The organism is Microbacterium hydrothermale, from assembly GCF_004854025.1.
Classification (GTDB): domain Bacteria; phylum Actinomycetota; class Actinomycetes; order Actinomycetales; family Microbacteriaceae; genus Microbacterium; species Microbacterium hydrothermale.
Window position 1 is genome coordinate 564,441 of record NZ_STGM01000002.1, and the last position, 18,940, is coordinate 583,380.

General features: G+C 70.8%; 15 protein-coding genes and 1 pseudogene. 5 read left to right on the plus strand and 11 right to left on the minus strand.

Features of this window, described 5'->3' with window-relative positions; all coding sequences use genetic code 11:
- Positions 1-77: 77 nt before the first annotated feature.
- The 3 genes from FB047_RS06295 to FB047_RS06305 are packed head-to-tail and all read right to left on the minus strand — an operon-like array spanning position 78 to position 4,192.
- The gene (locus tag FB047_RS06295; RefSeq protein ID WP_205822700.1) at positions 78-1,034 is read right to left on the minus strand and encodes a carbohydrate ABC transporter permease; all 957 of its coding nucleotides are present in this window, start codon (positions 1,032-1,034) and stop codon (positions 78-80) included.
- Between the two features lie 9 nt (positions 1,035-1,043).
- Complete coding sequence (locus FB047_RS06300; RefSeq protein ID WP_205822702.1) at positions 1,044-1,988, minus strand: carbohydrate ABC transporter permease; 945 nt, start codon at positions 1,986-1,988, stop codon at positions 1,044-1,046.
- On the minus strand, positions 1,985-4,192 hold the full coding sequence (locus FB047_RS06305) for an alpha-galactosidase (RefSeq protein WP_136586328.1): 2,208 nt from the start codon (positions 4,190-4,192) through the stop codon (positions 1,985-1,987). The genes FB047_RS06300 and FB047_RS06305 overlap by 4 nt, the downstream gene beginning before the upstream one ends.
- Before the next feature lie 119 nt (positions 4,193-4,311).
- Between FB047_RS06305 and FB047_RS06310 the strand changes: the two genes are divergently transcribed.
- Positions 4,312-5,325 (plus strand): LacI family DNA-binding transcriptional regulator, encoded by a 1,014-nt coding sequence (locus FB047_RS06310; RefSeq protein ID WP_136586329.1) that lies wholly within the window; start codon positions 4,312-4,314, stop codon positions 5,323-5,325.
- Positions 5,326-5,417: 92 nt separating this feature from the next.
- Here FB047_RS06310 and FB047_RS06315 read toward each other — a convergent pair whose 3' ends face one another.
- A complete protein-coding gene (locus tag FB047_RS06315; protein WP_136586330.1) occupies positions 5,418-6,929 on the minus strand; it encodes a sensor histidine kinase in 1,512 nt (503 codons plus the stop codon).
- Positions 6,926-7,648: a response regulator transcription factor gene (locus FB047_RS06320; protein ID WP_276606269.1), complete on the minus strand. Its 723-nt coding sequence runs from the start codon at positions 7,646-7,648 to the stop codon at positions 6,926-6,928. Before FB047_RS06320 ends, FB047_RS06315 begins: the two co-directional genes overlap by 4 nt.
- Positions 7,649-7,781: 133 nt before the next feature.
- Between FB047_RS06320 and FB047_RS06325 the strand changes: the two genes are divergently transcribed.
- From FB047_RS06325 to FB047_RS06340, 4 genes are all read left to right on the plus strand, one after another.
- Positions 7,782-9,251, plus strand: a complete 1,470-nt coding sequence (locus FB047_RS06325; protein ID WP_136586332.1) for an ABC transporter permease — start codon at positions 7,782-7,784, stop codon at positions 9,249-9,251.
- Between the two features lie 31 nt (positions 9,252-9,282).
- The gene (locus FB047_RS06330; protein ID WP_136586333.1) at positions 9,283-9,990 is read left to right on the plus strand and encodes an ABC transporter ATP-binding protein; all 708 of its coding nucleotides are present in this window, start codon (positions 9,283-9,285) and stop codon (positions 9,988-9,990) included.
- Positions 9,991-10,225: 235 nt separating this feature from the next.
- Positions 10,226-10,768: an SRPBCC family protein gene (locus FB047_RS06335; protein ID WP_136586334.1), complete on the plus strand. Its 543-nt coding sequence runs from the start codon at positions 10,226-10,228 to the stop codon at positions 10,766-10,768.
- Between the two features lie 112 nt (positions 10,769-10,880).
- On the plus strand, positions 10,881-12,557 hold the full coding sequence (locus tag FB047_RS06340; protein ID WP_136586335.1) for an FAD-binding dehydrogenase: 1,677 nt from the start codon (positions 10,881-10,883) through the stop codon (positions 12,555-12,557).
- 36 nt (positions 12,558-12,593) lie between these two features.
- Here the strand turns inward: FB047_RS06340 and mnhG are convergent, their stop codons facing one another.
- The 6 genes and pseudogenes from mnhG to FB047_RS06370 all read right to left on the minus strand — a co-directional run bounded on the left by mnhG (position 12,594) and on the right by FB047_RS06370 (position 18,935).
- Positions 12,594-12,974 (minus strand): monovalent cation/H(+) antiporter subunit G, encoded by a 381-nt coding sequence (gene mnhG, locus FB047_RS06345; RefSeq protein WP_136586336.1) that lies wholly within the window; start codon positions 12,972-12,974, stop codon positions 12,594-12,596.
- Positions 12,971-13,237: an MrpF/PhaF family protein gene (locus FB047_RS06350; RefSeq protein WP_136586337.1), complete on the minus strand. Its 267-nt coding sequence runs from the start codon at positions 13,235-13,237 to the stop codon at positions 12,971-12,973. The genes mnhG and FB047_RS06350 overlap by 4 nt, the downstream gene beginning before the upstream one ends.
- Positions 13,234-13,848: a Na+/H+ antiporter subunit E gene (locus FB047_RS06355; protein WP_136586470.1), complete on the minus strand. Its 615-nt coding sequence runs from the start codon at positions 13,846-13,848 to the stop codon at positions 13,234-13,236. The genes FB047_RS06350 and FB047_RS06355 overlap by 4 nt, the downstream gene beginning before the upstream one ends.
- On the minus strand, positions 13,845-15,401 hold the full coding sequence (locus FB047_RS06360) for a Na+/H+ antiporter subunit D (RefSeq protein ID WP_136586338.1): 1,557 nt from the start codon (positions 15,399-15,401) through the stop codon (positions 13,845-13,847). The genes FB047_RS06355 and FB047_RS06360 overlap by 4 nt, the downstream gene beginning before the upstream one ends.
- A gap of 103 nt (positions 15,402-15,504) precedes the next feature.
- Positions 15,505-16,011, minus strand: a pseudogene (locus tag FB047_RS06365) (Na(+)/H(+) antiporter subunit C); the annotation flags it as partial.
- Positions 16,008-18,935 carry a Na+/H+ antiporter subunit A gene (locus tag FB047_RS06370; RefSeq protein ID WP_136586339.1) on the minus strand — a complete coding sequence of 976 codons (2,928 nt, stop codon included), beginning with the start codon at positions 18,933-18,935 and terminating at the stop codon, positions 16,008-16,010. The gene FB047_RS06370 and the pseudogene FB047_RS06365, both read right to left, overlap by 4 nt.
- Positions 18,936-18,940: the final 5 nt, after the last annotated feature.

The following is an 18,940-nucleotide window of genomic DNA, read 5'->3' on the forward strand; positions in this document are numbered from 1 at the left end:
CTTTCAGGAGTGGACGTGCGGGTGGGGCTCCCCGCCCGGCTCTCGGGTCGCCGGGCGGGAGATGAGGGGCGGGGGGATCACTTGATGCCGGAGTAGCCGAGGTTGTCGACGAGCTTGCGGCCGAAGAGGACGAACAGGACGAAGATCGGCAGGGCCGCGATGAGCGTCCCCGCCATGAGACCGGCCCAGTCGGGGCCCGTCTGCGGGGTCTGGGAGCGGAAGATGCCGAGGGCCACCGTGAGCACCCGCGAGTCGTCGGCGCGGCCCACGAGCAGCGGCCAGAAGTACTCGCCCCATGCGGTGATGTAGGTCAGCAGCGCGAGCGTGAACACGGGAGTGGACGACATGGGCAGCACGATCCGGAAGAAGATGCGCAGGTGCCCGGCACCGTCGATCTTGGCGGACTCCTCGACCTCGCGACTGATGCCGAGGAAGAACTGGCGCATGAAGAAGATCGCGAACGGCGTCATGAAGAAGAACGGCAGGATGATGCCCGCCAGGGTGTTCAGCAGGCCCAGGTCGCGGATGAGGATGAAGTTCGGCAGCTGCACGAAGATCGGCGGGATCATCAACGCGGTCAGGAACAGGAAGAACACGGCGTCGCGGCCCTTCCAGTGCAGACGCGCGAAAGCGTAGGCGGCCATGGAGGAGAACAGCACCTGACCGACGGTGATCACGGTAGCCACGATCACGGTGTTGCGCAGGTACAGCCAGAAATCGATCGACCCGGTCGTGCCGCCCTCGGCCGCCGCCTCGGCGGGTGACGACAGACCCAGCACGCGGGCGAAGCCTCCCCAGCTGAACTCGACCGGCAGCAGACTGCCGGCGTTCGTGTACAGCGCGGTGTTGGTCGACAGCGCGGTGCGCAGCATCCAATAGAACGGGAACAGCGTCACGACGAGCAGGACGACGAGGGCCGACCAGGCGAGGATGCGTCCGAGCCCGATGCGGCGGCGGCGGGGCGCCGCGCGGCGGGGGTCCACGGGGGTCGGCTCAGGGCGGGTGACGCGGGGCGGCGTGGCGACAGCGGTCATGAGGGGCTCCTAGGCCAGATCCGACGAGTTCGAGCGCATGATCTTGAGCTGGAAGTAGGCGACGACGGCCAACACGACCAGCAGGAACACCGACATGGCCGACGCGTAGCCGAGGTCGAACTTCTCGAAGGCCTGTTGGTAGATGTAGTAGTAGATGACGCGGGTGGAGTTGATCGGTCCGCCCTCGGTCGTGACCGCCACGGTGTCGAAGATCTGGAACGACCCGACGACGGTGATCACCAGCACCAGCGCCAGCACGGGGCGCAGCAACGGCAGCGTGATGGAGCGGAACATCCGCACCTCGGAGGCGCCGTCGAGCGCGGCCGCCTCGTAGAGCTGGGTCGGGATGGTCTGCAAGCCCGCGAAGACCAGCAGAGCGGTGTAGCCGACGTAACGCCACACGTTGATGAGCGCGATGGTCGGGATCGCGAGCGTCTCGCTGCCGAAGAAGGCCATACGGTCGCCGCCGAGGGCGTCGATGAAGACGTTGATGATGCCGGTGGAGTAGTCCATCATCCAGAACCAGACCAGGGCGACGACCACGTTGGCGACGAGGTAGGGCAGCAGGATGATGCCGCGGATGACGGCCGACCGGGTGAGGCGATGCATGAGGACCGCGATCCCGACGGCGAGCACCGTCTGCACGCCGATGTTGATGACCACGTACTCGACGGTGACGCCGAGCGAATTCCAGAACAGCGGGTCCGCCAGCATCCGGGTGTAGTTCTCGAGCCCCACGAACTTCCCGGCACCGATGAGGTTCTGGTCGGTGAAGCTGAACCAGATGCCGCGCAGAGACGGGATCAGGTAGAACGCGAGGAACCCGAGGGCGGCGGGGGCGATGAAGAAGAGGGCGACCTTCGCGTCGCCGCGCCGACGGCGCTTCGTCTTCGGGGCGACGATCGCGCGCGTGTCGAGGGACCGCGTGTCGACCGATCGGGTCGGGGTGCTCATCGCACGACCTCCACTTCGAGAAGGGCACTGTTGTCGGGATCCAGCGCGGGCACGTGCAGCCCGATCTCCTGCAGGACGGCTCCCGTCAGGGTGGTGCCGCTGCGGAACCACGACGGGTGGATGCGGGGGTCGTACGCCGGCAGCGGTCCAGGACCGCCCATGCGCACGCGGTATTCGCGGTCGGGGTCGAGCCCCGGGAGGCGCACGCGCCCCGCCGGCCAGGTGACGTGACGCTCGCGGAGGACGACCGCGTACAGCGCGCGATCGCGGCCGATGCTCACCGCGCCGTTCAGCCAGACGTCGCCGCCCTCGAGCTCGCGGCGGACGGTCGTTCCCGTGTGGATGAGCTGGCGCACGTCCTTGTAGTAGGCCACCCAGGCCGCGAGCCGCTCGATCTCGTCGTCGGAGGCGGTGATGAGGTCCCACTCGATGCCGAAGTGGCCGAAGAGGGCGGTGGCCGCGCGGAAGTCGAGGTCGAGGCGCCGACGGGTGGTGTGCGCGCGGTCGGCGCCGACATGGCTGCCGACGAGCTCCGGCGGCAGCAGCTGCGCGGTCCACCGCTGGATCTGCTGACGTTCGCGGGCGTCGATGCAGTCCGACGCCCACACGCGGTCGGTGTGCTCCAGGATGCCGAGGTCGATGCGCGCGCCTCCCGACGAGCACGACTCGATCTCCAGCCCCGGGCAGGCCTGGCGGATGTCGTCGAGGAGACGGTACGTGGCAAGGGTCTGCTCGTGGACGCCCGCGCGACCGGTGCGGGTGGACCCCGCCTCGATCAGGTCGCGATTGTGGTCCCACTTGATGTAGTCGATGCCGTACTCGCGCACGAGCGAGACGATCTGATCGCGGACGTGGGCATAGGCGCCCGGGTGCGACAGGTCGAGCACCTGCTGATGCCGGAAGTCGACCGGCAGGCGGCCGGGCACCTGCAGCAGCCACTCGGGGTGGGCGGTGGCGAGCTCCGACGCGACGTTGACCATCTCGGGCTCGAACCAGAGCCCGAACTGCATGCCTCGGCCCTTGACCCCCTCGACGAGGGCGCGGAACCGTCCGCCGCCCCAGACGTCTTCGGCGATGACCCAGTCGCCCAGCCCCGAGGTGTCGTCGCGCCGCGAGCCGAACCACCCGTCGTCGAGCACGAACCGCTCGACACCCACCCGCTGGGCGGCGTCGGCCAGTTCGAGCAGACGCGTGAGGTCGTGGTCGAAGTAGACCGCCTCCCACACGTTCATCACGACGGGACGCGCGGTGCGGGGGTGCGAGGGACGCGAACGGAGGTGGGTGTGGAAGCGGGCGGCGACCGCGTCGAGGCCGGTGCCGTACCCCGCGTAGACGGCGGGCGTCGCGTACGACTCCCCCGGCGCCAAGGGCATCTCGCCGGGCAAGAGGAGCTCGCCGCCGAGAAGCAGCCGCTCGCCGGAGAAGGCGCGCTCGGCGAGCACCCGATGGTTGCCGCTGAAGGCCACGTGCAGGCCCCACACCTCGCCCTGGGCGAAGTCGAGGTCGCCGGTCCCGGCGGCGAGGAAGGCCGCGGCGTCGGCGCCCGTGCGCCCATGGCGGCCCTCGCGCAGGTGCGAGCCGACCGTGAAGGGCCGGGACTGGGCGACCTTCTCCTTGCCCCAGCGACCGGCCATGTCGTGCACGACGTCGGCGCGGGTGGGAACGGGCAGCGCGAGCTGCAGGGCGTCGACGGTGTAGGTGTCGTCGCCGTCGTTGCGCAGCTCCGCCGAGAGTCGCAGCAATCCGCTCGGGAGCATCTCGATCTTGAGGGTGAGCGCGAGGCGCGCGTCGAGATCGACCGCCTCCACCCGCACGGACCCGCCGTTCGAGGCGTCGTCGGCGATGTCGACGTCGGTCGGAACGAATCGCGTCGACCACGCGCGCCCGGCGCGGTGTCCGGACAGTCCCGGCGTCCCCGTCCACCCGGCGGAGTTCTCCGGCAGGAGACCGACGATCACGGGCACGTCGACGCCGTTGGTGGCGAGGGGAGGCTGCGCGTGGAGCGAGAGCTCGCGGAGGGAGTCGGCATCCTGGGCACCGATGTCGCCGCCCCAGTGGATGACGAAGGGGAGCGCGTCGGCGGGAAGTCCCAGGATGACGGCCGCACCCGCCGCACGCAGCGTCACGGCCGCGGGCCAAGGGGCTGCGAGCTCGTCTGCGATCTCGGTCATCACGTGGGTGGTCACTGCGTCGTCGCCTTCCATGAGGACCCCTCATCGGGTCCTGCAAACGTTGGTCAAAGTAGCACGGGCAACCGCATCCTGCAAACGTTGGTCAGAAATCGGTCTTCGTCGGAGAAAACGTTGGTCACTAGGATCGGGTGATGCCGCTCGATCGAGATGTCCCGGGAATCGTCGACGTGGCCGAGAAGGCGGGGGTCAGCCTGTCGACGGTCTCGCGCGTCCTGTCAGGCCGGACCCCCGTGAGCGACCGCCTGCGCCAGAAGGTGGAGGCGGCGGTCGCCGAGCTCGGCTACCGACCTAACGCCGCCGCCCAATCGCTGGTGAGCGGGCGACGCTCGACGGTGGCGGTGTTCGCCCGCAACACGATCCGCTACGGCTACGCCGCGACGCTGCAGGGCATCGAGGAGGCCGCACGGGCCGCCGGCTACGTCGTCATGATCGCCGTGGTCGAGTCCGACGATCCGCGCGCCATCGCGGCGGCGATCGACGGCGCGCTCTCCCAGCCCTTGGCGGGGGCCATCGTGATCGAGTTCGACGACCTGGGCGTGCAGACACTCGCGGCCATGCCGAAGACCGTGCCCGTCGTCGCGGCCGCCGGGGCGCGCCGACCGCCGGGCGAGGTCCCCCACGCGTTCCTCGACGACTACGCGGGAGGGTACGAGGCTACGAAGTACCTGCTGGCGCAAGGGCATCGCACCGTGCACCACGTCGCAATCCCCGCCACCCGGCCCGGGACGGGTCGCGAGTGGGGCTGGCGCGCCGCGCTCGAGGAGGCCGGGGCGAGCGTCCCCGCCGTCTTGCGGGCGAATTACTCGCCGACGTCCGGGTACGACGTCGCCCAGACGCTCCTCGGCATGCCCGAGACGACCGCCGTGCTCTGCGGCAACGACGAGCTCGCCATCGGCGTCGCCCGCGCCTATCAGGAGGTCGGGCGACGGATCCCGGACGATGTCAGCATCGTCGGCTTCGACGACCAGCCGTTCGCCCGCATGTGGACCCCCGCCCTCACGACGGTCCGCCAGGACTTCGTCGATCTGGGCCGGCGCACCTTCGCGCTGCTCGGCAGCTGGTTGACCGAGGGCCACTCCTCGCCCGACTCCGCCGTCACCCCGGAGCTCGTCGTCCGCGAAAGCGCCGGAGCCCCGCGAGCCTGATCCCCCTCCGCATCCCGCGTGAGTCGCCAAGTTTCGTCGCTTCGACACCTTCCCCAGCGACGATTTCTGGCGACTCACGCAGGAGGGACGGGTCACACCGGCAGGCGCACGGCGAACGTCGTGCGCCCGGGCTCGCTCTCGACCGCGATGCTGCCGCCGTGCGCCTCGACGATCGCCTGCGCGATCGACAGACCGAGACCCGTGCTGCCGGCATCCCGGTTGCGGGAGTCGTCGCCGCGCGCGAACCGGTCGAACAAGCGCCCCGCGAGCGCGGGGTCGATGCCCGGTCCGTCGTCGGCGACGCGCAGCACCACCTCTCCCCCGTCGCGGGCGAGCGACAGCGTGACGGTCGTGCCGGGCGGGGTGTGCACCTGGGCGTTGCGCAGCAGGTTCGCCACCACCTGCCGCAGACGGTTCTCGTCGCCCGTCACCGAGATGAGGTCGTCGGTGACGTCGAGGCGCCACACGTGGGTGGCATCCGCCGCCTGCGCGTCGCTGACGGCGTCGACCGCGAGCAGCGTCAGCTCGACCTCCTCGCGGCGCAGAGGCTGGCCGGCATCCAGGCGCGCCAGCAGGAGCAGGTCGTCGACGAGGGATGCCATGCGCGTGGCCTCCGACTCGATCCGGTCGAACGAGCGCGCCTGCGTCGGCGTCATCGGCGCGTCCTCGCCGAGCGACAGTTGCGCGTACCCGCGGATGCTCGACAGCGGCGTGCGCAGTTCGTGGCTCGCGTCGGCGATGAACCGGCGCAGCTGGTCTTCGCTGTGCTGGCGGGCGGCGAGAGAGGTCTGCACGTGACCGAGGAGACCGTTCAGCGACGACCCGACCCGACCCACCTCGGTTGCCGGGTCGGTGTCGGCGGCGGCCACGCGGTCGGGGATCTCGACGCTCCCGGCGGCGAGCGAGAGCGTCGACACGCGCTGTGCCACCTCGGCCACGCGATCGAGCGGGCGCAGGCTCCGGCGGACGAAGAGCGAGAGACCGAGAACCGCGATCAGCAGGGTCGCCGCGCTCACCGCGAGCAGGATGACGGTCAGCGCGGTCGTGGTCGCCGACACGTCCGCCTCGGAGTTGCCCGCGAACACCGTGGTGCCGTTGACCTCGGCCGCGGCGATCCGGAACGACCCGAGGTCGCCGCCGAGATCGATCGTGACCGGGGTGCGGTCGGTCGGCACATCGGCCCGCAGCAGGGCCACCTGCTCCGCGGTCAGCTGCACCTGCGTGCCGTCGCTGCGGGTGTAGTCGGAGGTGCGCACGGTGCCGTCGGCGGCGACCACCGCCTGCAGCGATCCGATCCGCGGCGCGGGGCGATCGGCATCCTGGCCCTGGCCCTGATTGGGTGCGGGTGGGGATCCGCCGCGGTTCTCGAACGACCCGCGACCGGCCGCGAACGACAGGCCCTCGCTCACCTGCTGATCGAGGCGGTCGAGGGTGAACGAGCGCAGCGACACGATCGTCGCGAGGCTCATGACGACGAAGGCGAGCGCGACGAGCAGGCTGGTTCCGACGACGAGGGTGCGGCGCAGCGTCCAGCGCCGCCCCGGCGAGCGCCGACCGGACGGCCGCCGCGACGACGGATGCCGCGACACGGCGGACGCGGTCATGACGCCTTGATCGTGTAGCCGACGCCGCGCACCGTGTGGATGAGCGGTTCGCCGAGGGTGTCGATCTTCTTGCGCAGGTACGAGATGTAGATCTCCACGACGCTGCCGTCGCCGCCGAAGTCGTAGCTCCACACCTGGTCGAGGATCTGCGCCTTGCTCAGCACCCGTCGCGGGTTCTGCATCAGGTAGCGCAGAAGTTCGAACTCGCGCGCGGTCAGTTTGACCGGGATGCCGCCGCGCTCGACCTCGTACGCCTCCTCGTCGAGCGTGAGATCGCCGACGCGCAGGCGCGGATCGGCGTCGGCGGCCGCGGCGACGTGGCGCCGGGCCATCCCCCGCAGCCGCACGACGACCTCCTCGAGGTTGAAGGGCTTCGTGACGTAATCGTCGGCGCCCGCCGAGATGCCCGCGATGCGGTCTTCGACGGCATCCTTCGCCGTCAGGAACAGCACGGGCGCGTCGTTGCCCGCGGCCCGGACGCGCGCGAGCAACCCCATGCCGTCGAGCCCGGGCATCATGATGTCGAGCACGAGCAGATCGGGGTCGAAGTCGCGGATGACGGCGAGCGCCTCCTGACCGTCGGCGGCCGTGCGGGTGTCCCACCCCTCGTTCTGCAGCGCCATGCGCAGCAGTTCGCTCAGGTTGGCCTCGTCGTCGACGACGAGCGCGCGGATCGGCGAGCCGTCGGGGCGCAGCAGGGGGGCGGGTCGGGAGGTCATGGATGCCAGCATGCCCGCCCTCCGCAGCCCTGTCACCGCGACATACGCGCTTCATAGAAACCGTGAGGCGGCGGTGAGGGTGCCGTTCTTACCGTCACTCCGACGGCCGCACCCCGCGTCCGGAAGGAGAAGCATGTACGGCACCTACCTGCGGCGCGAACTCGCCGGCCGCACCAAACAGACCGTGATCGTCGCGGTCGGACTCGCGATCGCGATCGCCCTCGTCATCGTGGTCAACGCCCTGTCGGCGGGCGTGCGCGACGCGCAGTCGCAGGCGCTGTCGTCGGTCTACGGCGTCGGCACCGACCTCACCGTCACCGGGGCGCAGACCCAGCCGAGCGAGGGCGGCGGCGGACCGCGCTTCGACTTCGGCGCCGACGACGGGGCCTCGAGCGACGGCACCACGACCCTCAGCCAGTCGCGCCTGATGACCGACATGATGCGCGGGACGCTCGACGCCTCGACCGTGAGCACGGTGACCGGTCTCGACGGCGTGTCCGCGGCGACGGGCGCCCTGGCCCTGACCAACACGACGTTCTCGGGCGAGATCCCCGACCGCAGCGCCGACAGCGGCACCGGCACCGACGCGTCGCAGGGCGGGGGCATGGGCGAACCCCCGGCGGGCGGACCCGGCGGCGACGGCGGCAGCGCCTTCGGCGTGGACTCCTTCAGCGTGCTGGGCGTCGACCCGGCGGCATCCGTCGGTCCCCTCTCGTCCGTCACGGTCAGCGAGGGCCGTGCCCTGGAGGCGGCGGATGCCGGAACGAACGTCGCGGTGATCGACGCGACGTACGCGGCGAGCGCGGGCCTGAGCGTCGGCGGCACCATCGACGTGGGCGGCACCGCGATGCAGATCGTCGGAATCGTCGCCTCCGCCTCGGCCGACGCCGACACCGCCGCGAACGTCTACCTCCCCCTCGACGTGGCCCAGACGCTCGCCGGCGTCGGCGACGTGGTGTCGACCGTGTACGTGCAGGCCGACTCGGCGGATGCCATCGACCAGGTGCAGAGCGAGATCACCGCGGCGCTTCCGGACGCGACCGTCAGCTCGCAGTCCGAGCTCGCCTCGACCGTCTCGGGATCGCTCTCGAGCGCGTCGACGATGATCTCGAACCTCGGCACGTGGCTCAGCCTCGTCGTGCTGCTCGTCGCCCTCGCCCTCGCCGTGCTGTTCACGATCTCGGGCGTCGCCCGTCGCACCCGCGAGTTCGGCACGCTGAAGGCCATCGGCTGGTCGAACGCGCGCATCGTGCGGCAGGTCGCGGGCGAGTCGCTCGTGCAGGGCCTGCTCGGCGGCGTCGCGGGCCTGATCCTCGGGCTCGGCGGAATCCTGCTCGTCAACGTCATCTCGCCGACCGTCTCGGTCGCGGCGAGCACCTCCGGCGGTCCCGGAGGGCAGGGGGGTCCCGGCGCCGGTGGCCCCGGCGGCTTCGGGCGGGCGGCGGCGCAGGCCACCGACATCGTGCTGAGCGCCCCCGTCACCCCCGTGGTCGTGCTGGCCGCGGTCGGCATCGCCGTGCTCGGCGGCGTCCTCGCCGGAGCCTTCGGCGGATGGCGTGCCGCTCGCCTCAGCCCCGCCGCCGCCCTCCGTTCGGTCGCGTGAGCGGCATCCCCCGTTCTTCGAAGGAGACATCATGACCCTCACCGTTCCCACCTCCACCGCCACCGCGTACCGCCTCTCGAAGGTCTCGCGCACCTATCGTCAGCGCGATCGCACCGTGCAGGCCCTCGCGGGCGTCGACCTCGAGATCGCGGCGGGCGACTTCGTCACCATCCAGGGCCCCACCGGCGGCGGCAAGTCGACGCTGCTGCAGATGCTCGGCGCGCTCGACCGCCCCTCGAGCGGGTCGGTGACGCTCGGCGAGGTCGACATCGCGACGGCCTCGAACGCCCAGCTGAGCCGCCTGCGCGCCGAGGAGATCGGCTTCGTGTTCCAGGGCTTCAATCTCATCCCCACCCTGACCGCGGCCGAGAACGTCGACATGGGTCTCGAGCCGCTGCACCTCGACCGCGCGGAGCGCGACCGGCGGGTCACCGAGGCGCTCACACGCGTCGGTCTCGCCGACCGTGCCGACCACCGGCCCGGGGAACTGTCGGGCGGTCAGCAGCAGCGCGTCGCGATCGCCCGGGCCGTCGCCAAGCAGCCCCGCGTGCTGCTCGCCGACGAGCCCACCGGCAACCTCGACGAGAGCATGCGCGACGAGATCCTCGACGTGCTCGAGACGCTCAACGCCGAGGGGCTGACGCTCGTGATGGTCACGCACGACTCCGCGGTGGCCCGTCGGGCACGCCGTCGACTGCGCCTCGCGAAGGGCGTGGTGACCGACATCACGCACGGCTGATCAGACCGGCCCGGGGCTCCGCCTCCCCCTGCGCGGGGCCCCGGGCCTCGTTCGTCCTGCCCGACCCGGTCGCTTCGACAGGCTCAGCGACCTCTCCCCCGAGGTCCCTGAGCCTGGGGAAGGTCCCTGAGCCTGTCGAAGGGACCCGGGCTCCGCCCCTCTCGGTCAAGGGGTTCACCGCCTTCGACGCCGACCCCTTACAGTCGGAGCACGCCGACCGGAGGGATGCAGTGCCATGGCCGCCCGCAACACGCGCCTGATGCGCTGCACTGCCGACGACCTGTTCGCGGTGCTCTCCGACGGCTGGCTCTATCCCGTGTGGGTGGTGGGCGCCGCTCGCATGCGAGACGTCGACGCGGAGTGGCCGCGCGAAGGCACCCGCATCCACCATTCGCTCGGCGTGTGGCCGGTGATGATCCACGACGAGACCGAGATCGTCGAGTGGGACCCGCCGCGTCGGCTGCGCCTGCGGCCGGAGGCCGGCATCCTCGGGCGCGGGGTCATCCGCATCGACGTGCGCCCGCACGGCGACGGCATCGCCGTGACGATCCTCGAAGAGCCCGTCTCGGGCGCCGCCGCCCTGCTCCCCTCGCTGCTGTGGAAGCCGCTCCTGATCGCCCGCAACCACGAGTGCCTGAACCGGCTGGCGTTCCTGGCCGAGGGGCGCCGCGACGAGCGCGAGGCGCGCGAGCTCGACCACCGCACCGAGACACCCGACCCCGCCGAGGGCAGCCCCTCCCCTCAGGCCGAGCGCGACGTGCGGGAGGCGGGCGTCTGACGCTTCGCGGCGCACACGCAGCGAATCGGGTGCGGGCCTGCGAGATGCACACCCATCCCGCGAGATGATGCAAGGAACGCGCGTCGCCGTCGCCGCGCGGAGGAGGAGACCGATGGATGCCGATGTCATCGTCGTGGGCGCGGGACTGGCCGGTCTGGTCGCGAGCAACGAGCTCGTCCGAGCGGGCAAGCGCGTGCTCATCGTCGATCAGGAGAATGCGGCGAATCTCGGCGGACAGGCGTTCTGGTCATTCGGGGGGGTCTTCCTCGTCGACTCCCCCATGCAGCGACGGCTCGGCGTGCGCGACTCGTTCGACCTCGCCTGGCAGGACTGGCAGGGCTCGGCGGGCTGGGATCGGCTCGAGGGTCCCCTCGCCGAGGACGAGTGGGCGAAGAAGTGGGGGCGGGCCTACGTCGAGTTCGCCGCCGACGAGAAGCGCGCCTGGCTGCACGAGCAGGGCGTGCGGTTCACTCCCGTCGTCGGCTGGGCCGAGCGCGGGTCGCTGACGGCGGACGGGCACGGCAACTCGGTCCCCCGCTTCCACGTGCCGTGGGGCACCGGCACCGGGATCTCGGAGCCGTTCGCCGATCGTGCCCGCGCCGCCGCGGCGGACGGCGCCCTCGACCTGCGCTTCCGCCATCGCGTCGACGGTCTGGTGTTCCAGGGCGGCCGGGTCACCGGCATCCGCGGGGCGATCCTGGCACCCGACGACGCGGCCCGCGGGGTGTCGTCGTCGCGCGACGAGGTGTCGACGTTCGAGCTGTCGGCCCAGGCGGTGGTCATCGCCACCGGCGGGATCGGCGGCGACCACGACCGCGTGCGCGCGTGGTGGCCGGAGCGGTTGGGCACGCCGCCGAAGAAGATGGTCACCGGCGTCCCCGCCCACGTCGACGGGCGCATGCTCGACATCGCCGCCTCCCAGGGCGTGCGACTGGTCAACCGCGACCGCATGTGGCACTACACCGAGGGCGTGCAGAACTTCGCCCCGGTGTGGCCCGGCCACGCGATCCGCATCCTCCCCGGTCCCTCGTCGCTGTGGCTCGACGCCCGGGGGCGACGGCTCCCCACTCCCGGCTTGCCCGGATACGACACGTTGGGCACCCTCCGCATCCTGCGCACCACCCCCGACATCGCCGACTACGACTACTCCTGGTTCGTGCTCGATCAGACGATCATCAAGAAGGAGTTCGCGCTGTCGGGGTCGGAGCAGAACCCCGACATCACCGACCGCGACCTCGGACTGCTCCTGCGCAGTCGCCTCGGGCGGACCGCCCCGGGACCCGTCGAGGCGTTCAAGACGCGCGGGGCCGACTTCGTCGTCGCCGACACCCTCGGTGAACTCGTGCGCAAGATGAACGCCCTCACGGGTGACGGACTTCTCGACGAGGGGGCGATCCACCGGCAGATCGTCGAACGCGACCGCGAGCTCGTGAACCCGTACTCGAAGGACGCGCAGGCGATGGGCATCCGCAACAGCCGCCGCTTCCTCGGCGACCGCATCTTCCGCACGGTGAAGCCCCACGCGCTGCTCGATCCCGCGCACGGCCCCCTCATCGCGGTGCGCCTGTGGGTCGTGACGCGCAAGTCGCTCGGCGGCATCCAGACCGACCTCAGCGGACGCGCCCTGGATGCCGCGGGCCGACCGATCGAGGGACTCTACGCCGCGGGCGAGGCGGCCGGCTTCGGCGGGGGCGGCGCCCACGGATACAACGCCCTCGAGGGGACCTTCCTCGGAGGCTGCCTCTTCACGGGCCGGACGGTCGGCCGAGCCCTCGCGGGCGCGCTCTGAATCCCGGCATCCGCGTCGCTGACGCGCGCTGAGCGGTCAGCTCTCCGGCCGTGTCTCCGCGCCGGTCGAGCCGGGCTGCTCCGTGCGGTGCTGCAGCTCGTCGATGTACAGGCCCTCTTCGTCGGTCGTCCGGTTGCGGTACGCGGCGCGGCCGACCATGTGCGCGGCCAGCGGCGCCGTGGCGAACTGGATGAGCACGATCGGGATGCCGAAGGCGACCACCTCCCACGTGCGCAGCGACAGCGCGACGGCGATGACGATGAGCAGCACGCCCAGAACCTGCGGCTTGGTCGCGGCGTGCAGGCGTGTGGGGACGTCGCGCCAGCGCAGCAGCCCCATCGTCGCCGTGAGGCAGAGCACGGCGCCGATCAGCACGAGCACGAGGGCGACGGTGTCGAGCACCGATTCGAGGGTCACCGCGGGTTCTCCTTCCGCGCGACGAAGCGGGCGACCGCGATCGACCCGAACACGCCGACCGCCGCGATGATGAGCATCGCCGGCAGCGAGCGCGTGTGGTGGTTGATCACCATGTCGGCACCCAGGATGCAGACCACCTCGGTGAGCAGCACGTCGGCCGCGACGGCCCGGTCGAGGATCGACGGGCCGATCACGAGCCGGATGAGGGCGAGCACCGCGGCGGCGGCGAAGACGACGAGGATGACGACGACGAGGGCGTTCACAGCGGGGTCCTCCCCTCTCGCGGAGATTCGATGGACTCGTGGTGGTGCGTCGAGCTGTCGGCGATGCGGGCGCGCAGCTCCTGCAGCTCCTCGCGCGAGCCGACGGCGCGCGTGATCCGCGCCTCCCAGCCGAGCACGATGCGGCGCTGGTGCTCGGCGTCGGCGTCGCTGCGCACCCCGATCGTGTGCAGGTAGAGGGTGCGGTTCTCGCGATCGACGTCGACGATGAGGGATCCCGGGATGAGGGATGCCGTGACCGCGGTGTGGGCCATGATGACGTCGTCGTCGACGCGCAGGGGTACCGCGATGATCGCCGCTCCCGGCTGGCGCCGCACGTCGAGGACCTGCCACGCGACGATCAGGGATCCCTTGATGACGGCGCCGAGGAAGGTGACGACGAAGATCAGGCCGTACCAGAGGTTGATGCGCCCCGAGAGCTCGACCGGGGGCAGCCGGAAGACGCGGGTGACGAAGACCGCCATCACGAGGCCGGTGACGAAGGCGAGCCATGTGAACTGCCCCCACAGCAGCATCCACAGGGCGATCAGCCACAGCAGGAGCGGCAGCTGGTGCAGGAAGAGCGACACCTGCGCGCGGCGGGTCGGGCTCATCGCGGGTCCTCCGCATCCTGCAGCTGCACGAGGGTGACCCCGCCGTAGATGCGCTCGCCCGCCCGCAGGCACGCGTCGAGCAGCGGTCCGGCGAACACCGTCAGCGAGAGCGTCACGATGACCATGCCGGCGGTGGCGACCGTCATGATGCGCGGGATGGTGCGGCGCTCGGTCGAGATCGTCGCCGCGGGGGCGTTGCCGAGGTAGGCGATGCGCTCGGTCGTCTCGGCCGAGTCGTCGTCTTCGCGCCAGAACGAGAGGTTCCACGCGCGCATGAGCGCGTACAGCGTCAGGATCGAGGTGACGATACCGCCGACGATGAGCACGATCATGACGGGCGTGCCGACCTGGGCCGCGGCGTCGAACAGCGCGTACTTGCCGATGAAGCCCGAGAACGGCGGGAGGCCGCCCAGGTTGATCGCGGGGATGAAGTAGAGCACCGCGAGCAGGGGTGCCGCGCGCATCAGCCCCTTGACCTTGAGGATCGACGTGCTCCCCGCGCGGCGTTCGATCAGGCCCACCGCGAGGAACAGGGTCGTCTGCACGATGATGTGGTGGACGATGTAGTAGATCGTCGCCCCCACCGCGAGCGGCGTGTTGATCGCCAGTCCGAAGATCATGTAGCCGATGTGGCTCACGAGCGTGAACGACAGGATGCGCTTGAGCTCGGCCTGCGCCACCGCGCCGAGCACGCCGACGATCATCGTCGCGAGGGCGACCATGAGCAGCAGGAAGTTGATGTCGTTGTCGACGAAGAGCTGCGTCTCGGTGCGGATGATCGCGTAGACGCCGACCTTGGTCAGCAGGCCCGCGAACACCGCCGTGACGGGAGCGGGTGCCGTCGGGTACGAGTCGGGCAGCCAGAACGACAGCGGGAACACCGCCGCCTTGATGGCGAACGCGAGCAGCAGCATGAGGTGCAGGATCGTCTGCGTGTCCTGCGGGAGCTGCGCCATGCGCTCGCTGATCTGCACCATGTTGACGGTGCCGAGCGCGCCGTAGACCATCGCGATCGCCGCGAGGAAGAGGATCGACGACACCAGCGACACGACGATGTAGACGACGCCCGTGCGGATGCGCGACTCGGTGCCCCCGAGCGTGATGAGCACGTACGAGGCGACGAGCAGGATCTCGAAGCCGACGTAGAGGTTGAACAGGTCGCCCGCGATGAAGGCGTTGAAGATGCCCGCGCCCAGGATCAGGTAGGCCGGGTAGAAGATCGAGACCGGCGTGTCTTCGTCGTTGTCGGCCGCCCCCTGGCCGATCGAGAAGAGCAGGACCGCGAGCAGCACGATGCTGGTCACGACGACCAGCAGGGCCGCGAGCACGTCGACGTACAGCACAATGCCCAACGGGATCTGCCAGGCCGCGATCGCGACCGCGATGGGACCGCTGGTGTCGACGGCGACGAGGAGGATCGCCCCGAGCACGAGCACGGCCGTGAGGGAGGCGACCGACACGACGATCTGCGTCTTCTTGCGACGGCCGAAGATGAGGTTGATCGCGGCACCGATGAGCGGGATGCCGACGAGCAGGGGCACGAGGGCGCTCACGAGCGATCACCGTCCTGGGGGTCGCGGGGGGCGTCGGTCGCGGCGTCGCCGTCGCGCTCCGCGCTGTCGCGCCCTCGTTCGACCCGCGGCGCCGCACGGCGACGCGATCGACCGGGGCGTCGTCGACGAGCTGCGACAGGTCGCCCTGGTGCAGGACGCGGATGGGGTTCGCCGCGTCGCCGACGAAGTCGGTGGTGACGTCGTCGTCGTCGGAGCGCGACTCCTCGTCCATCGCGTCCTCGACCTCTTCGGCCGTACGGGTGCGCAGGGCGACGTCGTCGGCGTCGTCGATGACCGTGTCGGCCTGGCCGAGCTGCCAGGAGCGGTAGATGAGGGCGAGCAGGAAGGCCGAGATCGCGAACGTGATCACGATCGCGGTGAGTGTCAACGCCTGCGGGAGCGCGTCGGACATGTCGGCGGCATCCGTCTCGCCGTCGTAGAACGGGGCGAGCGCGGGGCGGCCCATGACGATGAGCAGCAGGAGGTTGGCGGCGTTGCCCAACAGCAGGAAGCCGATGAGCACGCGCGTGAGGCTGCGCTCGAGCATCGCGTACACGCCGCACGCGAAGAGCACGGCCATGACGATGACGAGAACGAGGGAGATGTTCACGCGTCCACCACCTCCGCGTCTTCGGGCAGCTGCGACTGCCGGTCGACCTCGGCGCCGAGGCTGCGCAGAACGTCGAGCACGAGACCGATCACGACGAGGTAGACGCCGATGTCGAAGATCGTGCTGGTGACGAACTCCCAGTGGCCGATGAGCGGCAGCTCGCCCTCGAACGTGAAGCTCTGCAGGGGCGCGAAGCCGAAGAACATCGGCACGACCGCGCACAGCACGGCGATCGCCATGCCCGCGCCGAGCAGGCGTCCGGCGTCGGTCGGGGCGGCGGCGCCGAGCTCCCAGCGCCCGCCGGCGATGTAGCGCATCACCAGGCCGAGGCCGGCGACCAGACCGCCCGCGAAGCCGCCGCCGGGCAGGTTGTGGCCGGCGAAGAGCAGGTACAGCGAGATGATCATGACCGTGTGGAACAGCACCCGGATGATGATCTCGAGCAGGATCGAGCGGTTCTCGGGCTGAACCTTGACGCCCGACACGAGCCACGCGCGCGGCGCGCCGGTCTCGCCCACGCGTTGCGCGCGCACGCCGCTGTCGGTCTCGACGAGCGGGCGGCGGCGCCCGAGGCCCGACCGGCTGCGGGCCGTGCCCGAGCGGCGGGACAGGTTGTCGCTGCGGTCGGTGATGAAGACGAGGGATGCCACACCCGTGGCCGCGAGGACGAGCACCGACAGCTCGCCCATGGTGTCCCAGCCGCGGAGGTCGACGAGCGCGACGTTGACGACGTTGCGGCCGTGACCGATCTCGTAGGCCAGGGGCGGCCACTCGAGCGAGATGGGGAGGTCCTGTCGCGCTCCCGTGGCGACCACGGCGACCAGGGCCATGGTCAGACCCACGCCCGCGCCGAGCACGGCCCGGGCCAGGGGCGCCACCGAGGCGTTCTGCTCCCCCATGCGCGCGGGCAGACGCCGCAGCACGAGCGCGAAGACCACCAGGGTGACGGTCTCGACGAGAACCTGGGTGAGGGCGAGGTCGGGGGCGCCGCTCGTGGCGAAGAGCACGACGAGACCGAGCCCGGTCACCGACACGAGGGCGACGCCGGTGTAGCGCTTGCGGGCGCGCACCGCGAGGATGCCCGCGGCGATCATCAACGGCGCGGCGATGAGCTGCGTCGGCGAGTGCCAGGCGTCGAGCTGGGCGCGCCACTCCGACGAGGCGAAGAGCGCCGTGCCCTCGGCGATGACGAGCACGATGAAGATCGTTCCGACGTAGAACGGCAGCGAGCCGCGCTGGAAGCGCGCCGTGACCCATTCGGAGGAATGGTCGATGCCGCGCAGGGCCACGTTGTAGGCGTCGTTCGCGGTGAACGGCAGCACGCGGCGCCGCTTGTGCAGCTGCGTCTTGCGCACCGTCCAGAAGATCGCCGCGCCGAGCGCGAGCGTGCCGAGCGAGATGAACAGGGCCGGCTCGAGCCCGTGCCAGAGGGCCAGGTGGTACGGGTAGTCGGGAGCACCCACACCCGGAGTGGCCTCGGGCAGACCGTCGGCGTAGGGGGCGAGCCAGTGGTCGACCACGGGCGACAGGATGCCGAGCGCGAGCGAGGCCGCGGCCAGCAGCACGGGCGCCGAGAGGAAGCCGATGGGCGGGTCGGGCCACTCGGTCGTCGCGACGTCGCGCTTGGTCCAGTACGCACCCCAGAGGAAGCGGATGCCGTAGCCCGCGGTGAGAGCGGAGCCGAGGACGATGCCGATCAGCGCCACGACGCCCCAGATCGCTCCGGCCTCGGCCTCGTGCAGGAGCGCGGTGAGCGCGGTCTCCTTCGCCACGAACCCGAGGGTCGGGATGACGCCGGCCATCGAGGCGATTGCGATGAACGAGGCGGTCGCCATGACGGGCGCCTGCCGGCCCAGCCCGGAGAGCTCGCCGATGTCGCGGGTGTTCAGCTGACGGTCGATCACGCCGACCACGAGGAACAGGCACGACTTGAACAGCGCGTGGCTGAGCAGCAGGGCGACGCCGGCGAGGGCGGCATCCCGCGTCCCGTAGCCCAGCATGACGGTGAGGAAGCCGAGCTGGCTCACGGTGCCGAACGCCAGGATGCGCTTGAGGTCGCGCTCGCGCAGGGCCTGGAAACCGCCGAGCAGCATGGTGAAGACGCCGAGCGCGATGAGCGTCGGCCGCCAGAACGGCGTCTCGGCGAAGCCCGGTGCGAGACGGGCGATGAGGTAGATGCCGGCCTTGACCATCGCGGCGGCATGCAGGTACGCGCTCACCGGGGTGGGAGCGGCCATGGCACCCGGAAGCCAGAAGTGGAACGGGAAGATCGCCGACTTGCTCAGCGCGCCGATGAGCAGCAGGAGCACCGCGATGTCGACGATGGTGCCGGTGGGCGGATCGGCGAGGAGGGCGGACAGGCTCGAGGTGCCCGCCTGCACGACGATCAGCACGACGCCGATCAGCATGACGAGTCCGCCGAGGGTGGTGACCAGCAGCGCCTGCAGGGCCGCGCGACGGCTGGCGGCGCGTGCGTGGTAGTAGCCGATCAGCAGGTAGGACAGCACGCTCGTGGCTTCCCAGAGCATCACGAGCACGACGAGGTCGTCGGTCAGCACGAGGCCGTACATCGCACCGGCGAACGCGAGGAGCACGGCCGAGAATTGCCCGACCCCCCGCGTCTTGCCCCGGAAGTACCAGCGGCAGTAGAGCATGACGAGCGCGCCGACGCCGGTGACGACGAGCGTCAGGAGCCACCCGAGCACGTCCATCCGCATCGACAGCGAGACGTCGATCGCGGGGATCCAGCGGTATTCCTCGAACGGAATGTCACCGGCGAACACCGCGGGAGCCAGCACGATCGCGTGAACGAAGGCGAGAGCAGGCAGGACCGCGGCGACGTAGAACGCCCGCGCGCCGATCTTCGAGACCAGCCACGGCAGGAAAAGGGGGAGAGCCGCGAAGGCGCCCAGGAACAGCAACATGTTCG